The 15,421-nt window shown below is 55.9% G+C and carries 14 protein-coding genes and 3 pseudogenes; 6 read left to right on the top strand and 11 right to left on the bottom strand.

Annotated features, from left to right (window positions below):
- Nucleotides 1-1,084: 1,084 nt before the first annotated feature.
- Complete coding sequence (locus tag QRN50_RS03380; RefSeq protein ID WP_192873880.1) at nt 1,085-2,239, bottom strand: cysteine desulfurase family protein; 1,155 nt, start codon at nt 2,237-2,239, stop codon at nt 1,085-1,087.
- A 380-nt stretch (nt 2,240-2,619) separates the two neighbouring features.
- Here QRN50_RS03380 and QRN50_RS03375 point away from each other — a divergent pair, with 380 nt between their 5' ends.
- Nucleotides 2,620-3,090, top strand: a complete 471-nt coding sequence (locus QRN50_RS03375) for an Lrp/AsnC family transcriptional regulator (protein WP_002555835.1) — start codon at nt 2,620-2,622, stop codon at nt 3,088-3,090.
- A gap of 83 nt (nt 3,091-3,173) precedes the next feature.
- Nucleotides 3,174-3,422, top strand: coding sequence for a hypothetical protein (locus QRN50_RS03370; RefSeq protein ID WP_024640064.1), 249 nt, complete (start codon nt 3,174-3,176; stop codon nt 3,420-3,422).
- A gap of 100 nt (nt 3,423-3,522) precedes the next feature.
- Here the strand turns inward: QRN50_RS03370 and QRN50_RS03365 are convergent, their stop codons facing one another.
- The 9 genes and pseudogenes from QRN50_RS03365 to QRN50_RS03325 form a co-directional block, all read right to left on the bottom strand.
- The gene (locus tag QRN50_RS03365; RefSeq protein ID WP_024641907.1) at nt 3,523-4,197 is read right to left on the bottom strand and encodes an HAD family hydrolase; all 675 of its coding nucleotides are present in this window, start codon (nt 4,195-4,197) and stop codon (nt 3,523-3,525) included.
- Nucleotides 4,198-4,570: 373 nt separating this feature from the next.
- Nucleotides 4,571-4,870: a hypothetical protein gene (locus tag QRN50_RS03360; protein WP_003401679.1), complete on the bottom strand. Its 300-nt coding sequence runs from the start codon at nt 4,868-4,870 to the stop codon at nt 4,571-4,573.
- A 129-nt stretch (nt 4,871-4,999) separates the two neighbouring features.
- Nucleotides 5,000-5,365, bottom strand: a complete 366-nt coding sequence (locus QRN50_RS03355) for a histone-like nucleoid-structuring protein, MvaT/MvaU family (protein WP_003401678.1) — start codon at nt 5,363-5,365, stop codon at nt 5,000-5,002.
- A 229-nt stretch (nt 5,366-5,594) separates the two neighbouring features.
- On the bottom strand, nt 5,595-6,032 hold the full coding sequence (locus tag QRN50_RS03350) for a GFA family protein (protein WP_096126905.1): 438 nt from the start codon (nt 6,030-6,032) through the stop codon (nt 5,595-5,597).
- Nucleotides 6,033-6,115: 83 nt separating this feature from the next.
- A complete protein-coding gene (locus QRN50_RS03345) occupies nt 6,116-6,556 on the bottom strand; it encodes a DUF805 domain-containing protein (RefSeq protein WP_032657689.1) in 441 nt (146 codons plus the stop codon).
- Between the two features lie 16 nt (nt 6,557-6,572).
- Nucleotides 6,573-6,929 carry a DUF4190 domain-containing protein gene (locus QRN50_RS03340; protein WP_003318145.1) on the bottom strand — a complete coding sequence of 119 codons (357 nt, stop codon included), beginning with the start codon at nt 6,927-6,929 and terminating at the stop codon, nt 6,573-6,575.
- 270 nt (nt 6,930-7,199) lie between these two features.
- Nucleotides 7,200-8,747, bottom strand: a complete 1,548-nt coding sequence (locus QRN50_RS03335; RefSeq protein ID WP_024640061.1) for a M10 family metallopeptidase C-terminal domain-containing protein — start codon at nt 8,745-8,747, stop codon at nt 7,200-7,202.
- Nucleotides 8,748-9,117: 370 nt separating this feature from the next.
- Nucleotides 9,118-10,491 (bottom strand): annotated as a pseudogene (locus QRN50_RS03330) (transposase).
- A gap of 145 nt (nt 10,492-10,636) precedes the next feature.
- On the bottom strand, nt 10,637-11,407 hold the full coding sequence (locus tag QRN50_RS03325) for an SDR family NAD(P)-dependent oxidoreductase (RefSeq protein ID WP_096126906.1): 771 nt from the start codon (nt 11,405-11,407) through the stop codon (nt 10,637-10,639).
- A gap of 226 nt (nt 11,408-11,633) precedes the next feature.
- Here QRN50_RS03325 and QRN50_RS03320 point away from each other — a divergent pair.
- The 4 genes and pseudogenes from QRN50_RS03320 to QRN50_RS03305 all read left to right on the top strand — a co-directional run.
- Nucleotides 11,634-12,002: pseudogene (locus tag QRN50_RS03320) on the top strand (IS5/IS1182 family transposase); the annotation flags it as partial.
- 84 nt (nt 12,003-12,086) lie between these two features.
- Nucleotides 12,087-13,139 (top strand): 2-ketoarginine methyltransferase, encoded by a 1,053-nt coding sequence (locus QRN50_RS03315; protein WP_011266204.1) that lies wholly within the window; start codon nt 12,087-12,089, stop codon nt 13,137-13,139.
- Nucleotides 13,136-14,299, top strand: coding sequence for a beta-methylarginine biosynthesis bifunctional aminotransferase (locus QRN50_RS03310; protein WP_024640770.1), 1,164 nt, complete (start codon nt 13,136-13,138; stop codon nt 14,297-14,299). The genes QRN50_RS03315 and QRN50_RS03310 overlap by 4 nt, the downstream gene beginning before the upstream one ends.
- Before the next feature lie 64 nt (nt 14,300-14,363).
- On the top strand, nt 14,364-14,996 hold the full coding sequence (locus QRN50_RS03305) for a LysE family translocator (protein ID WP_003401644.1): 633 nt from the start codon (nt 14,364-14,366) through the stop codon (nt 14,994-14,996).
- 214 nt (nt 14,997-15,210) lie between these two features.
- Here QRN50_RS03305 and QRN50_RS03300 read toward each other — a convergent pair.
- Nucleotides 15,211-15,421 (bottom strand): annotated as a pseudogene (locus QRN50_RS03300) (hypothetical protein); the annotation flags it as partial.

Here is a 15,421-nt window from a genome sequence, read left to right as displayed (position 1 = left end):
ACGGCGAACTCAAACGGTCAAAAGACTTCTTTAATCAGGGCACTGGCATTGCAGATCCTTGCTTCTTATCGTCATGTACGGGGACGTACAGCGATGTTCCTGACTGCTTACATTGCAACCGCTGTGCCAGAACACCCCGGCTGGAACCGTTGATGCAGAGCGGGTGTCGCATTCGTATAACTTTTTATCGATTCCCCGTTTCATTGACGTCAAACCTGCACACGTGCATAAAACTTCGAACAAAAAAACAGGCAAACAATGACCCTCTGCTTGAGCAGACGCGTTCGAAAATCATGACCTGCAAGTCACTTTCCTTGATGCACCAATACTGTGTCACGAGGATCACGTTGGTGCGTTAGTTGATCAGCGCTTCATCAATATAATGCTCCGTGTAGGTACGGCGGTTGTGTGGACAGTTATCGTTATTGAAATAAAAGCCATTCGCAGATAATGGCAAAATGAAACCACTTAAAACAAAGTGTCGGCCACTCTTTATAGGTCGACCGTCTTTTAATTAAAAACAGCCCGCTATGTACTTCTTACGCGCACGGGCGCGCCAGGTCCTGATTCATCATCAGAACTTTCAAGGCACACGCAAAATGTCTTAAGTCCAGACGTGCAGGGCCGTCGAATAACAACACGCAGATCGGGACAAGGGTGAAGCGACCGTGCAGGCATCGCTTGAGGCAGGTGCTGCCCAAGGTGTGGATTGCCAGCGTAACGGTGGTCTGACGCAAGACTGATAGGGCACAGCTAGATTCCTTTCCTGGCGGGCAGCAAGACTTGTGGTCTGCTCCCCTGCACTGTTTGTGGACGCTCTGACGTCCGTGAACTGCACTTTGGTGCGTGTAGGCACCCCATGAATGCAGCGTGCACCATTGGTTTATGGCACGACCGTTCCACTTGAAAGAACTGTGCCAATTTGTGTCTTTTTGTAGCTGGAGGAGTACATTTTCATCTGGACACGAGTTTTTGCGGCTGCAAGGCGCAGCCGCTGACCCCAGCGGGTATCAACTCGGCAGATTGGCGCGGGTGCGCCGGGAAAGAGCCGCCCTGGATTCGGGCGACCTGTAGGTGTCGTGAATTACCAGAACGCAGCAGGTGCGCTGAGCGCCTTGCTGAACACCTCGATGGCGCGCTCGACATCTGCCTGCGTGGTGTAGCGGCCGAGGCTGACGCGCACGCTGGCCAGGGCCTTGGCAGGGTCCATGCCCAGAGCAAGCAGCACATGCGAGGGTGCATTGCTGGCCGAGTTGCACGCGGACGTCGAGGACAACGCCAGGCTGTGGGACAACTGCGAGCTGGTGAAGCCACTGCGGGTGATGCACAGGTTCAGGGTGTGCGGGATGCGTTGTTGCGGACAGCCGTTGAGTTGCACATCCGGCAGACTCAACAGGCCTTCGCGCAGGTGACGACTCAGCCCTTCGATACGACGGTTTTCAGTTTCGGCCTGGCTGATCGCCAACGCAAAGGCCGTGCCCATGCCGACGATCTGATGGGTGGCCAATGTGCCCGAACGAAAGCCGCCTTCATGTCCGCCGCCGTGAATCTGCGCTTTCAACAACGAGTGAGCACGCGGGCCCACGTACAGCGCGCCTATGCCCTTGGGGCCGTAGGCCTTGTGCGCCGAGAACGACATCAGGTCGACGGCCAGACTCGCTAGATCGACCTTCACCTTGCCGACGCCCTGCGCAGCGTCCACATGAAACAGCGCACCGTGCTCGCGCACCAGGGCGCCGATGCTGGCGATATCGGTCAGCGTACCCAGTTCATTGTTCACCAGCATCAGCGACACCAGCAGCGTGTCTTCGCGCAAGGCAGCCTGTACCGCGTGAGGCTGGATCAGGCCCTGAGCGTCCGGTTTCAGCCAGGTGACGGGAAAGCCCTGACGCTCCAGCGTGCTCACGGTGTCGAGCACGGCCTTGTGTTCCAGGACGCTGGTGATGATGTGCCGGCGTGGCGCGCTGGCATCATGAGCGATGCCTTTGATCGCCAGGTTGTTGGACTCGGTAGCGCCGGAGGTCCAGACAATGGTGTCGACAGGCGCACCCACCGCATCGGCCACCTGCGCGCGTGCCTGTTCAACGGCCTGCCGCGCCACCTGCCCATAACCGTGCCCGCTGGATGCCGGATTACCGAAATGACCTTCGCGCCCCATGCAGGCAACCATGGCTTCGATGACCTGTTCGTCGACAGGTGTGGTGGCGGCGTAATCCAGATAGAGCGCAGAGGTGGTCATGGGCAATTCGCTTTGTAATCGAGTCAAAATCAAGGGCTGGCATCACCAGACCGACTGCTTGAAAGATTACTGATCCGCACGCGAAAATTTTTTGATATTTACACGGACATCAGCAGCCAATGCGAAAAATTATTCGCTTAAGCTTGGATTTTTACGATTAAAAATTCTAGGATGCTGCATCAGACGCAGAATCGCAGCCAGACACCCGATGTTCCGCACGCTTCGCGTCAAACCCCGGGGGTACAAGGTGCTGCACAGTCGTGTGACGCAGAGCGTCACGAAATGCATGCCAACGCGGAGCATTGGCACGATAGTTACCGCAGTCAGACCTCCATCGTTCCGCACGATCAATGTAGAGCGACTAACGCAGGAAACCGCTAATGGACAAATTCGACCGGGCAATCCTTGACATCCTGCAAACCGACTGCACTCGTTCGGTGGCGGACATCGCCGAGCGTATCGGCCTGGGCAGTACCGCGTGCTGGCGGCGTATCCAGAAGCTGGAAGAAGCCGGCATCATCGACCGCCGGGTCGCGTTGCTCAATCCGCAACGGCTGAACGTGTCAGTCAGCGTCTTCGCCGCCATCCGCACCAACCAGCACAACGCCGCCTGGCTCGAACAGTTTCACGCTGCTGTCGGCGAGCTGCCTGAAGTGGTCGAGTGCTACCGCATGGCAGGTGACACCGACTACATGCTGCGCATCGTCGTGGCCGACATTGCAGGGTACGACGCGGTGTACAAGCAACTGATCAGCATCCCCGGCATCAGCGACGTGAGCTCCAGCTTCGCCATGGAACAGATCAAATTCACCACCGGTCTGCCCTTGCAATACGCATCGTTTGGCGGCTGAGCGCAGCCAAGCTCATCGATTGAATCGAACCCTCGGCCCGATGCCACGTCCACATTCTTTGGCAAACGAAAAAGGTGGCTGACATGACAACCGATCACATACTCACAGACAGCGTGCCCAAAGAAGACCCCGCCAGCCCGCAACTCGGCCAGTACGACCGCGAAGCAGACCCGGTCCTCGCCATGAACGCGAACAGACCCGGCGTCGGCCCGAAAAAAGGCGACGAGTTGAAGAAGCGTACGGAACACGACGAGACTTACGATGAAGGTGAGCCGGAAGTGGACGACGCCGACAGCGTCTCGGATGAGGGCGGCGGCACTCTGCCGGGCTGAGGAAGTACAACCGTCGCACTGAGGCGATGCAACAGCTCAAACGTGTTCGTGCAGGTACGTTGAGCTGCTCACATGGATCGGAAACGATGAATCCGTAGATTCAAGGCCGAGAAGCGATCTCGTCCAGATGATTCAGCAGATCCAGCGGGTCCTCATACACCCTCAACGCGCCAGCACGCTCAAGCTCGCCGATGTCATAGCCGCCCGACAGCAGGCCAACGCCGGTTGCCTTGCAGCGACGCGCCGCCAGCATGTCCCAGATCGCATCACCGATCACCAGGCACTCGTCGATCGGTGCGTTTATCCTCTTTGCGGCCGCCAGGAACAGATCCGGATCGGGCTTGCCGTAGCTCACGTCATCGCGCGTGACGATGTTGATCGTGTTGATGTCCAGTTTCAGCGCTTTCAGGTTGATCGTCGCCGTATCGATCCCGCCGCTGGTGGCAATGCACCACTTGAGGTTTTCCTTGTCGAGCGTCTCCAGCAACTCGACAGCGCCGGGCAATGCGATGATCTGTCCTTGCAGCCGCTCGTAAGCCTGAGCATGTTTCTCGCTGAGCCGTTCGGCTTGTGCTTCGCTGATGTTCACGCCGGTTTCACGCGACAGTGATTTCAACATCAGCCCGCCGCTCATGCCGATCTTGCGGTGAATACGCCACATCGCAAGCGGGATGTCTTCTGCATCCAGCGCTTCTTTCCAGGCGGCGACGTTTTGATAAACACTGTCGGTCAGCGTGCCGTCCAGGTCGAAGATGAAGGAAGTCTGGGGTCTCATAGGGTTACTCTTTTTGAATGCGGATTGACCATCTGGCGAGGTCCGGAGCGTTGTGGTCGACACCTGTTCGGCGGTATCGGGAATGCGGCCTCATCAATGAAGCGAGGCTGTACCAGGGCTTCAAATACGGCGTTGCCAGATGGCGTGAAAGGGTTGGTTTTTGAGGTCACACGCGTTCGAGTATGGACTAGAGCAAAGCGAAGGTAGGGGCGCGTTTTATAGCGCGCTCCGCAGCCATGGCCTGAATGGGATGCTGAGATGACCATCATGCCAATGCTCCGCGTTGGCATGCAGTTCGTGACGCTCTGCGTCACAAAGCTACAGTCCGGCAAGACAGCCCCAAGGCCTACAGAATCGCGTGTAATCAGAATGATTACTGGTGAGTGTCCACATTCTCAGCCGGATAAAACTCGCCCTTGCTTCCCATCCTTTCCAGCCTGTCACGAACGAGCGCCTCGACGCTGGCTAATGCAGCCTTATCGTCGGGGTCGACCAGTTGCAGGCACAGGCGCCGGGCATTCTGATCGTGGGTTCCCTCGCTGAGCATGTCGTGGGTAGGGACTTGTTTGCCACGCCACAGACATAGCTCGGTATGAGTACCGCCGAGCCATATTTCGTTGACTGATCTAAGGTCGGTGGAAGCCAGTTGGTCCACGGTGATCGTCTTGTCCATTGCGCTGTACCTTTTCAGTGAGTCGATACAGGTCAGACGAACAGCCGCCGCGGATCGTTCCCGGCGTCGGCTGTTCAACAGCGCCAACGGTGAAGAGTCGACGCCCTGAATCGATCGACAGGCAAGGCTTTACTTCTTCAGCCAACCCTCGACAACATCGGAACCATGCTCCGCCTTCCACTCCTTCAGAATCTTGTGATTCCCACCCTTGGTCTCGATTACTTCACCGGTTTTCGGATTCTTATAAACCTTGAGTTCGCGCGGTTTGCGTTTGCCCGCTGGTTTCTCGACGGTCTGCCCACGGGACGAAGTCTGTGGGTCCAGCAGATTGATGATGTGCTTCAGGCTGAAGCCATAGTGCTCAAGCAGCTTGCGCAGCTTGGTTTCGAACTCGATTTCCTTCTTGAGCCCCTGGTCGCCTTTCATCGTCTCCAGTGCCTGGAGTTGCTCGGCGAGATGCTTTTCCAGCTGACGGTATTCTGCGAGTTTGGACATGGTATTTTCCTTATAAACAGGTGTGCGTAGTTATTGAGAGAGATCGTGCCCGTTACAAGTTCAGCCTATTTTCCGTAGCGGCGCAGTGGCTTCCAATACGCTGTAGTAACACGATAAGCCAGATTCCCCGGGGCTTCCGGTTATTTTCAGAAAATGCGATTTTCCGGGCGCGCGTCAGTAGCGTTCGATCAGCGCGGTCACTGAGATCGCTCGAGCGATTTACCTCATCTCAGGAAGTAGTATCAGGGATGTAGCGTAGGTATCCAGCGATGTCCGACCCGCTTCCAGCAGCTTTATCCGCAGGATGAATTCGCCCCTCGTTGACTGGAACCAGTTCAAAATCAAATGGACTGATTCCTTCAAGGCAGGCCACGTTAACTCCGTACTGAGCCGGGTTGGAGCGTCGTTGATGATGTGTATATATCCCGCATTGTGAGCAGAAATAATGCTTCGCTTGCAGGGTGTTGAACTGATAGAGCTTGAGCAGCGCCTCGCCGGAAGTGATCTCTATATCCTCCAGGGCTGCTGAAACCGCGATCGCACCGCGCATCCGGCAATAGGAGCAGTTGCAGCGCCGGACGGTCTTGAATCCGTCAGTAAGTCGAACTTGAAATCGTACAGCGCCGCAATGACATGTGCCTTGTAACGTTCCGTCAGAGGTGTCCATATAAAAGTGACTCCGTCTATGGGCTGCGCGGCAGCGAAAAGCCTGTGAAGATGTGGCCAGACGACCACATCTTCACACCGTCTTTATTTAGGATCTGGCCCAAAACGGTTAGGTCCTGGATGACCTTCCTGAATCAGAAACACGAGGTTGGCAATCGGTACCAGCAGCCACCAGCCACTGCGATCCGTGTCGTGCAACCTGCGAACACCCACCGCGACACCTGGGACCAGCACGGCCAGGGAGTAAAGGTTAGCGATAATGCCGCCATCACCTATCAGCCCGCCGATAAAGCCGAGGACAATCGAGATCAAGATGTTGAACAGAAAAAACATCCAGTATTCTTTTCTGCGTGCTCTGCCCGTGAACACCGCATATTTTTTCAGAACGTCTGTATACCAGCTCCACGCAGGCGGGTTATCGGTGCTCGCACTGGCTGGCGAAATAACCAGCTGCGGAGCCCCGCAGTGCGGACACGTACCAGCGTCATCACTGATTTCCTTTGCACAACCACGACAAAATACCATCTCATTCTTCCCTAAATCAGTTAGCTATTAATCCAAAAAATATCAGCAGCGATACCGCTGACAAGACAGTGCCTGCTATCGCTATTCCGTTGCCAGGCAACTTTTTGTTGATGCTGATGACGCCCAGAACCAGTCCGGCTATCGAGCACATGCCGAGCCCGACGACGGTATCCAGATCCCATTCACCATCGTCGAACAATGCCAGCGAGCAGAGGATGCCCAGCACCAGAGAGACGATAGCCATCCACGGAGAGCCAGTCTGTTGTAGCTGTTTCGCGGGAGTTGCCGAGACCTGACTGGCGCCACATTGCGGGCAGTTGAGTGCCGTTTCATGTATTTCCTTTGCGCAGCCACGACAGAAGACCATCGCCATTTTATTTCCTTATATCGAGTAGCTTTCAGACCATCAGCTAGCGATTGAACGCCCGCAAATTCTGGGTTAAAAGGGTTTTATTGCCAAGAATTAGTTAGCTTTATTTATAATTTTGCCGACTGCGCAACGTTTTGAGGTGTTTTGCAGTCAGTCATTTACGTTGGCTTGTTGCATCAGCCGAAATGGGAGCGCCTGTTCCAAGTTTCAGTGGGCTTTCGTGTCTGACACGAAAGCAGGCAAGTAAAGGTGGGGCGAGCTGTTCAAGTGATGTCAGCTCGCGAGGTCGACGGCGGTTTGACCAACCAGCGCCACGTCTGCCGTATCGGCAACCACCAGGTCGGCGTTGGTGAGCTCTCGCGTGTAGTCGAACCCTACTAGCGTGACCTGGAAAGCATGCCCATCGGCGCCTGGCTCGCGACTGCGCAGGTAGGTACGGTCAGTGTTTTCATCGTAGGTCATGCTCAAGGTGCCGTCGCGGCCGTTGCCAAAACCGGTCACGCCGAGCGCAGCGACGTCGAGCTTGTCCTCGCCCCAGATGAAATCAGTGATCAGGTCGCTGCTGCCGGCATGGCTGTCGGCGCTGCTAGTGAACACGAAACGGTCGTTGCCTGTGCCGCCGGTGAGCTTGTCCGCGCCCAACCCACCGGTCAGCACGTCGTCACCGGCGTTGCCCTCGAGGATGTCGTTTCCGGCGCCACCGGCCAGGGTATCGTTGCCCCAGTAACCATAAAGCGTTTCGGACTTATCACCGCCTGCCAGATTCACCGGGGTGATCGGCTGCGGGCTGGTCACAACCGTCGCATCACTGGGCGGGGCGAACAGCACAGTGCTGGCGTTGAGCTCATTGACATGGTTGCCACTGAGCAGAATTTCGAAGCGGTTACCGTTGGCATCGGCCTCTAATGATTTAAGCGCGGTAGCATCGCCGGCGAGGTTGAGAACCGCCTTCAGCGTACCGTTGTAGCCGTTACCCAGCCCGGTGAAGCCCAACGCGGACACGTCGATCATGTCATGGCCGTTGCCACTGAAGTCGGTGATCAGGTCGCGGCTGCTGTAGCTGCCACTGGCATCGTTGCGGTAGCTGTCGCTGAGCCGGGTATACACGAAGGTGTCGGCACCCGCGCCGCCGCTCAGAGTGTCGCCGCCGGCGCCGCCGAATAGCCAGTCATTGCCCGCACCCGCTTCAACGGTGTCGCGGCCAGCGCCGGCCTTGAGCGTTTCGCTGCCGTCGGTGCCCACCAGCAGGTTGCTCTTCGAGGTACCGTTGATCAGCGGTTGCAGGTTGGCATCGGTAATAACGCCGCTGTTGGCCAGAAACTGCACGGCAAAACGATGGCCGTTCTGGTCCCGTTCGTAGCTTTCCAGAAAATAAATACCGCGCAAAGGCTCGCTACGAATGTGCAGAGTATCGCCATAGCCGTTGCCTAAATGGCTATAGCCCAGGGCCGACACGTCGAGAATATCGTGGGCGGGGTCAAAATAGCTGATGGAATCGGTGGACTCACCTGCGCCATTGATATAGCTGTCGCTGATGCGCTCGAAGCGGAATACATCGTTGCCGGCGCCGCCGCTCAAGGAGTCGGCTCCGGCACCGGGGACCATCACATCGTTGCCACCCCCGCTGACTATATAGTCGTTACCGTCCCCACCCATCAGCAGTTCATTGGCCAGCCCACCGCGTAGGGAGTCGTTGCCAGGAGTGCCCTGCACGATGAGTTCGATCGGGTTGTTACTGACCTGGCTAGTGGCCCTCGCGACTTGCAAGTCCGCAAGCGCCGTAGGATTGGTGGCGTCCTTGATGTCGACTGCCTGGGTCATGCCGTGCTCCTTACCTGCTGTTGATCCACTGAGAGTGTGGTATGACGCCAGTAATGCCGTCTCGTTGATAGCAGTGGGCCTTATCCGACGAAGGGGTTATAAGCGGCGGGTTGATGCACATCGTTATGCGGCGGCTGTTTAGCCTTAGCGGCTCCAAGCGGAGGGCTATCTTGGGTCTAGAGCTGCCCGTCACCAAAGACAGCTTTCGACCGATTCTGTTGAAAAAATCGATTTTTCAGAAAACGTGACGCTGAGCTTGGCCTCATCAAAGAACCGATTCACCACTGTTAAGTGGTTTTTCGGTACTTCGTTGACCGTTGCTGCTTTGTCAGTGAGTTAATTTGAGGGTTTTTGCTGATTTCGGGCGCACCTATCCTGTGGTTGGCGGCCCGTGAGAGGTGAGTTTGGCCAGTCGACGCAGGTTTTGTACCGCAGCCGCTAACGTAAATTCATCGGTCGCGCCACTCATCCCACGTAGTCGCAAGCGATCCAGTTTCAAGATGCGCTTGAGGTGGGCGAATAACATTTCTACCTTCTTACGTTCGTGACGAGAGCGCACATATTCCGGCGTCTTCGCGATTCGCCGAGCCACATCGCGAGCGGCTTCATGGACGCTGCGAAGGATATTGCGAATCGAAGTGTTCGGGCAGCACCTGGCTTTCATCGGACATGTCGCGCAGTCGGTCTGTCTGGATCGGAAGATGATGGTGTTGGCTTTGGTGACGTGCGAACGCTCGTTCTTGAAGGCTCGCCATGCGCTGCGCAATGGGTTGCCGGCTGGGCAGCGGTATTCCTCGGCCTCTTCATTCTAGTAGAAATCGTTACTCGAAAAGCTGTCGTTCTTGCGCTCAGTTTTGTCCCACACCGGCACATGCGGCTCGATGCCTTTTTCCTCCACCATCCAGGCCAGCATCAGCGCGGTACCGTAAGCGGTGTCGCCAATGAGGCGTTCCGGCTTGATGTCGAACTGCGCTTCGACCCGATCGATCATGGTCTTGGTGCTCTCGACTTCTGCGGTTCGATGAGCCGGTGTGGGTTCCACATCCATGATCACGCCGTGCTCGGTATCGATCAGATAATTCGTGGAGTAAGCGTAGAAAGCAGGGCCGCCTGGAGCAGCCGTCCAGCGGGCCTGAGGATCCGTCAGTGACAGGCGTTTCGGTAGCGTTTCGGCCATAGCCTCCTCATCGAGGCCTTCAAGGTACTCACTCACGGCGCGAGTGCTCAGGGCCGGATCGCTCCAGTTGATCTGTTCATCACCCGGTACGCCGCGCTGCCGACTCGCATCCGCCTTGATGATGCTGGCGTCCACGGCAAAGCCTTCACCTTTGACCAAGCCTGCGTCCATGCAACGACGCAGCACTTCATTGAACACCCAGCGAAACAGATCGCTGTCCCGGAAACGGCCGTGTCGATTCTTGGAAAACGTCGAGTGATTAGGTACTTCATCCTCAAGGCTCAACCGGCAGAACCAGCGATACGCCAGGTTCAAATGGGCCTCTTCACACAAGCGCCGTTCGGAGCGAATGCCATAGCAATAGCCCACGACTAGCATGCGGATCATCAGCTCAGGATCAATCGAAGGACGCCCAATCGGGCTATAGAAGTCAGCAAGGTAGTGGCGCAGGTCACTCAGATCGAGACACTGATCAATGCTGCGCAGAAGATGATTGGCTGGGATGTGATCTTCAAGGTTGAACGAGTAAAACAGCCGATCCTGCCCACTCGATAACCGTCCCATCATGCTGCGTACTCTCCCGCTGGCCGATGAGCAGATTTTGCCCCAGGCCAAGCGAGAGAGCTACTTTTTCAACAGAATCGGCCGGAAGCAGCCCGCCAGACAGACCGACCCAGGCTTACAGCAATCTCATCCTCACCAGTGAAACAAGTCACCAGACAATAGGCTTGTCGTCCCAAGCCCAAAAGGTCCCGCTGTCGGTCGGGCCATGCGCGCCTACCACCTCAATGATGCGCTCCGCCGAGAAAGCCGGTTCGAACAGTTGGCCTTCGGGTACGTTCGCCTGAAATGGCTGAGACAGCCCCGTATCGGTCGTGCCAGGGTGTATTGCCAGGACAGTAGAGGCCGGGTTGAGGCGTTTCAATTCGATACTGGCCGTGTGCAGCAACTGGTTGAGCGCTGCTTTGCTGGCTCTGTAGCTGTACCAGCCACCCAAGCGGTTATCGCCAATAGAGCCAACCCTCGCGGAGAGCGCAGCGAAGGTAGAAGGTTGTTTGCGCAGTAGTGGGAGTAGGTGTTTGAGCAGCAGGATCGGTGCAAAGGTGTTGGTCGCGAAACTCGCTTGCAGGCTCGCAAGTGTCAGTTGTGCCAGACCCTTTTCTGCTTTTGCGCCGTCCTGATGAAGAATGCCTAGCGTACTGATGACCAGGTGCAGATGATCGCATCCATCAAGCGTCTCGCTCACGAGTGCTTCGAGGGATTGTTCATTGCGCGCGTCGCAGTCGACGCGTTTGATGCGTTGGCCATATCGCTCTGCAAGCGTTGCCAGTTCTGTGGAGGTGCTGGCTTTTCGCGCCACCGCCCATACCTGAGCCACATCATCGCGAGCAAGCAACGCCGCGCACAGTGCCAGGCCGATACCTCGGCTGGCTCCGCATATCAGCACGCTAGCGTCGCTGTTCAGTTCGGGTATCAAACTCATAAGGCACCTTGAGAAGCATGGCTGAAGTGATTTTTTGACTTCGCGGCAAGACATTATGTTCAGGTGGACCGTTGCTTACCAATAGGGCGTTCAACGAAAAGGGTTTTATGCTGCTGCGTCGGCCATAAGCCACTCTAGAAAATTCATAACTGTATCCCGAGATATATGTTCAATCTTTCACAGTATAAAAAAATCAAATGAGAGAGAAATAAGCAGTCTGGGGTATATAGACGCTGCCACTTGGCCCGGAAAACAGGGACGACGACATGAACATGATCGCTGATTACGGGTTGACGAGGGTTATGATACTGAGCCTTTACGTCACTACTTCGACCGTCACCGAATGACGCCTGTGATACCGTTACGCGCCATTGCGCACAACCCCAAACCTGGCATGCTTCGGCTATTTGATCGGCCAAAGTATCGACAACGAAACATCATTGAACAGATGCCTGAGGGCATCGGCACTCACTACGAAAAACTGGCTGGAAGCTTTGCCGCCATGGCCACGCTGGCCTGCAGCCTACGCTGCATGCAGCAATACTTATCGTACAAAAGCCAGCAACGTCAAGGATGGAGAGCAGAATTTTTTTGAGAAAATTATTCACACTCTTTTTTATTTTGTGCAAAGATACAAACATTAACGGATTAATCAATCACCCCATGGACATTGCAAACAATGACTCTGCTTGACGCTATCCAACGCGAAAACACTGGCTTTGAGACAACCCTAATTAAGGGCATCGAACCGATCCGGCAGTTCGTTCTGGCTATATCAATTTATCACCTGTTCGATACAAAATTATTTTCCTTGCTGATTAAACACCCGGTTGCCTCGCTGGATGTGGCCTGTCATGAGCTCGGGATGGATAAAGAGAAACTACTTGGTTTATTCAGGTACCTGAAGAACGAAGGGATTCTTCTGGAAACAATAGACGGTTTCTCATTATCAAAAGAAGGGCACGCGCTGGCACCTTTCGAAGGCTGGTATGTGATGCTGGTCGGCGGCTATGCCACCACTTTTCTACAAATGGGCGAACGCCTTCAGGAGGGCGCTGGCTGGGCCACCCGCGACGCAACCAAGGTCGGCGTAGGTAGCTGTGGTATCAGCCACTTCGACGCGATCCCCTTGACCAGGTCTTTGATGGCCAAAGCTCCCGGTACATGCACAAAACTGCTGGACCTGGGTTGCGGAAACGGGCGATACCTCGCCGAATTCTGCAAGGCCCTTCCGCAGATACAGGCTTGGGGCGCCGAACCGGACCGCGGAGGCTTCGAGGAGGCTGTAGACCTGATCGAAAAAGAAGGTCTGTCGCATCGGGTTCACATCAGCCACAGCGGGGCAGTCGAATTCCTGGATTCGGATTTTAATTTCGAGCCCGATTTCATCGTGCTGGGTTTTGTGCTGCATGAGATCCTTGGCCAGGCCGGTCGACCGGCAGTTATCAACTTCCTGAAAAAGATTGTCCACCGTTTCCCCGCAATCAACCTGATCATTATCGAAGTCGACAACCAATTCGACAATGCCGGCGCAATGCGCCACGGCTTAGCGCTCGCTTATTACAACCCTTACTATCTGTTGCATTGCTTCACCAATCAATTGTTGGTGCAGGACGCTGATTGGCTGGATATTTTCGCCGAGGCTGGCTTGTCCCTGATCACCCGCGAGACGACGTCTGACCAGGTTGACTCGACCGGTCTGGAAATCGGCTATCTGCTGCGGAGGGCATGACCTTGGCATACAACAAACGCCACCAAATCGTCCGACCCGATAGTTGCCTGAGTATGCTTCAGCAGCGCCTGAAATACGCTCGTTCGGAGCTGCGAGATTCGGCTTGCTACTTCGTGGAGAATGTTCCGGTGTGGCCAGGTGCAGCGTCACCGACTCCGTTTTCCGCCAGCAACGACATCTTTCAATACGCTGACTGCAATGGCGCCCCACCCTTGATCAATACCCTCTGCGACCGCGATAACGCGCTGTACGGGCTCGATTTGTCAGGCGAGAATTTCCTCGTCACCAATGGCGGAATGCACGGCTTGTCACTCGTGTTTCGGCAGATCAAGCGCCGTAGCGTCGAGGCTGGCTCAGCGGTGTGCCTGGCTCCGGTATTCGGCGCCGTCCCCGCCCTGCTGGAAGCCACCGGCTACGACCTGATCTACTACCGGATGAGGGCTGCCTTCCCTACCGTCGAAGAGGTCCTGGCTGTATGCCGCGCAGACACCAACCTGGTGTACCTCAACTTTCCACATAATCCATTGGGTGGGATTTACTCAGACGCCTTTATGGAGGAGCTGGTGCCGAGTCTGGCCGAGCGCGGCATCTCGCTGGTGCTGGATATGGTGTACGACTCCTTCATCTTCGACGACCAGAAGATACGCTCACCATTCGCCTGCACAAGCGATCTTTCGTCACTCTACACCGTTAATTCAGTGTCTAAGAACTACGGCTCGCCTGGTTTGCGGATCGGCTGGGTAACCTCCTCGCCGGACAATGTCGAGGCAATGGCGGGGATGCTGGAGATTGAATGTGTCGCCGTCTGCTCGCCTGCGCAAACCAAGGCCGCGTCCTTGATCTCGATGGGAAACGCGCCGCTACACCAACAAGTGGTCAACAGCCGGGCCATTGTCCGAGAGTTCCTCGGCCGCCACCTGTCGAAGTATGCATCGCTGCCGCCAGCGGGCACCCAGGTGTTCGTCAACCTGCCAGTACACGACATCGAGGGTTTCGCCGATCAAATGCTGGGCGAGTACGGCTTGGTGCTGGCCACGGCGAGCAATTATTCAGGTGCCCAAGGTGCGCACATCCGTATCCCCACCGGCTACCCGGAATCGGTCACCCACAACGCCCTCGACCTGCTTCGCCAAGGCATCGAACGCTACGCCGATGCCTGAGTAAAAAAGCAAATACGGCCCGCATCCTGCGGGCCGAACCGTCGACGCATCGAAAACTTACTCAATGAATGTACATCTGTATCTTTCGTTTATCCTCACGAGCCTCATCGTTCTTGTCGTTCCAGGGCCAAGTTTTGCTTATGCAATCGCCGTCGGAATGCGCAGCTCCCGACAAGTGATCTTGCGCAACGCACTTGGCATGGCGCTCGGTGGGCTTACCATCACCATGGCGCTCGCGTTCGGAGTAGCCCAGCTCTTTGCAGCCTATCCGGCCGCATTCGTTGCTCTGAAGTTTATCGGGTGTACATACCTTGTCGCGCTGGGGATTCGCACATTCCTTACCCGCCCCGAGCCCAAACACGCGTGCAAAATAGAAACGTCAGCAACACCGCTTTTACAAGGGTTCATAGTCGAAACCGCGAATCCAAAGGCTATCCTGTTTTACGTTTCGCTCGTTCCTCAGTTCGCTGATCCGGAGCTCGGTCACATGGAAGCCCAATTGCTGATTCTTGGGGCCACCTTCGTTGCTCTACAGGTCACATGGGACATCGCTTTGATGCTTGGAGTACATCGGCTCGGAGCAATTGCAGGAGGCCTCATGTCCACGAAGTCCCAGCGAATCATTAATCGAATAAGCGGGACCACGTTTATCGTGCTGGGTCTGGCCTTGCTCACTCAGGAGCGACCCGTTAGCTGACCGGTAATGTGCTTCCTATAACACCCCATAAGCGTGGCGTCAGTAACAGGGTCGGAGTCACGTTCGACTCTACGCGCTGTAAAGGAGCATTCCGATCAGGCTCGCACGCGAGTCTGTTTTTAACGCAGGCAGCCACTTATCGTAAGGAGCCTGGTGCGGTGCTTCTGAAACACCACACTGATGCATGCACGAATTCAGTGGAGCAACTATAGCCCTACCACCTCGCCAACAACCGCGCCAACCCAGCCGTCACCACGACAGCCAGCAAAACGGCAGCCGCGATAGACAGAAGCGCGCCCCATTGCAATATGGAGTACCGGAGGGTCAGGTAGAAACTCACCACCCCGACGGCGCCAATGGCATTGCCCCTGATTATCGCCGCCAGTTCATAACGCCCGCCTTGCACATGGACGAACACTGCAAGC

Source organism: Pseudomonas sp. MEJ108 (genome assembly GCF_030208985.1).
GTDB classification, from domain to species: domain Bacteria; phylum Pseudomonadota; class Gammaproteobacteria; order Pseudomonadales; family Pseudomonadaceae; genus Aquipseudomonas; species Aquipseudomonas fragariae.
Note: the sequence above shows the minus strand (reverse complement) of the source record. Positions and strands in the feature narration are given on the sequence as shown.

Excerpts from the sequence above, each read along its gene's own strand:
- QRN50_RS03380 (WP_192873880.1), bottom strand. The coding sequence starts at position 2,239 with ATGACCACCTCTGCGCTCTATCTGGATTACGCCGCCACCACACCTGTC.
- QRN50_RS03345 (WP_032657689.1), bottom strand. The coding sequence starts at position 6,556 with ATGGTATTTTGTCGTGGTTGTGCAAAGGAAATCAGTGATGACGCTGGT.
- QRN50_RS03355 (WP_003401678.1), bottom strand. The coding sequence starts at position 5,365 with ATGTCCAAACTCGCAGAATACCGTCAGCTGGAAAAGCATCTCGCCGAG.
- QRN50_RS03325 (WP_096126906.1), bottom strand. The coding sequence starts at position 11,407 with ATGAGTTTGATACCCGAACTGAACAGCGACGCTAGCGTGCTGATATGC.
- QRN50_RS03365 (WP_024641907.1), bottom strand. The coding sequence starts at position 4,197 with ATGAGACCCCAGACTTCCTTCATCTTCGACCTGGACGGCACGCTGACC.
- QRN50_RS03375 (WP_002555835.1), top strand. The coding sequence starts at position 2,620 with ATGGACAAATTCGACCGGGCAATCCTTGACATCCTGCAAACCGACTGC.
- QRN50_RS03305 (WP_003401644.1), top strand. The coding sequence starts at position 14,364 with ATGAATGTACATCTGTATCTTTCGTTTATCCTCACGAGCCTCATCGTT.
- QRN50_RS03360 (WP_003401679.1), bottom strand. The coding sequence starts at position 4,870 with ATGGACAAGACGATCACCGTGGACCAACTGGCTTCCACCGACCTTAGA.
- QRN50_RS03370 (WP_024640064.1), top strand. The coding sequence starts at position 3,174 with ATGACAACCGATCACATACTCACAGACAGCGTGCCCAAAGAAGACCCC.
- QRN50_RS03340 (WP_003318145.1), bottom strand. The coding sequence starts at position 6,929 with ATGGCGATGGTCTTCTGTCGTGGCTGCGCAAAGGAAATACATGAAACG.
- QRN50_RS03350 (WP_096126905.1), bottom strand. The coding sequence starts at position 6,032 with ATGGACACCTCTGACGGAACGTTACAAGGCACATGTCATTGCGGCGCT.
- QRN50_RS03335 (WP_024640061.1), bottom strand. The coding sequence starts at position 8,747 with ATGACCCAGGCAGTCGACATCAAGGACGCCACCAATCCTACGGCGCTT.
- QRN50_RS03315 (WP_011266204.1), top strand. The coding sequence starts at position 12,087 with ATGACTCTGCTTGACGCTATCCAACGCGAAAACACTGGCTTTGAGACA.
- QRN50_RS03310 (WP_024640770.1), top strand. The coding sequence starts at position 13,136 with ATGACCTTGGCATACAACAAACGCCACCAAATCGTCCGACCCGATAGT.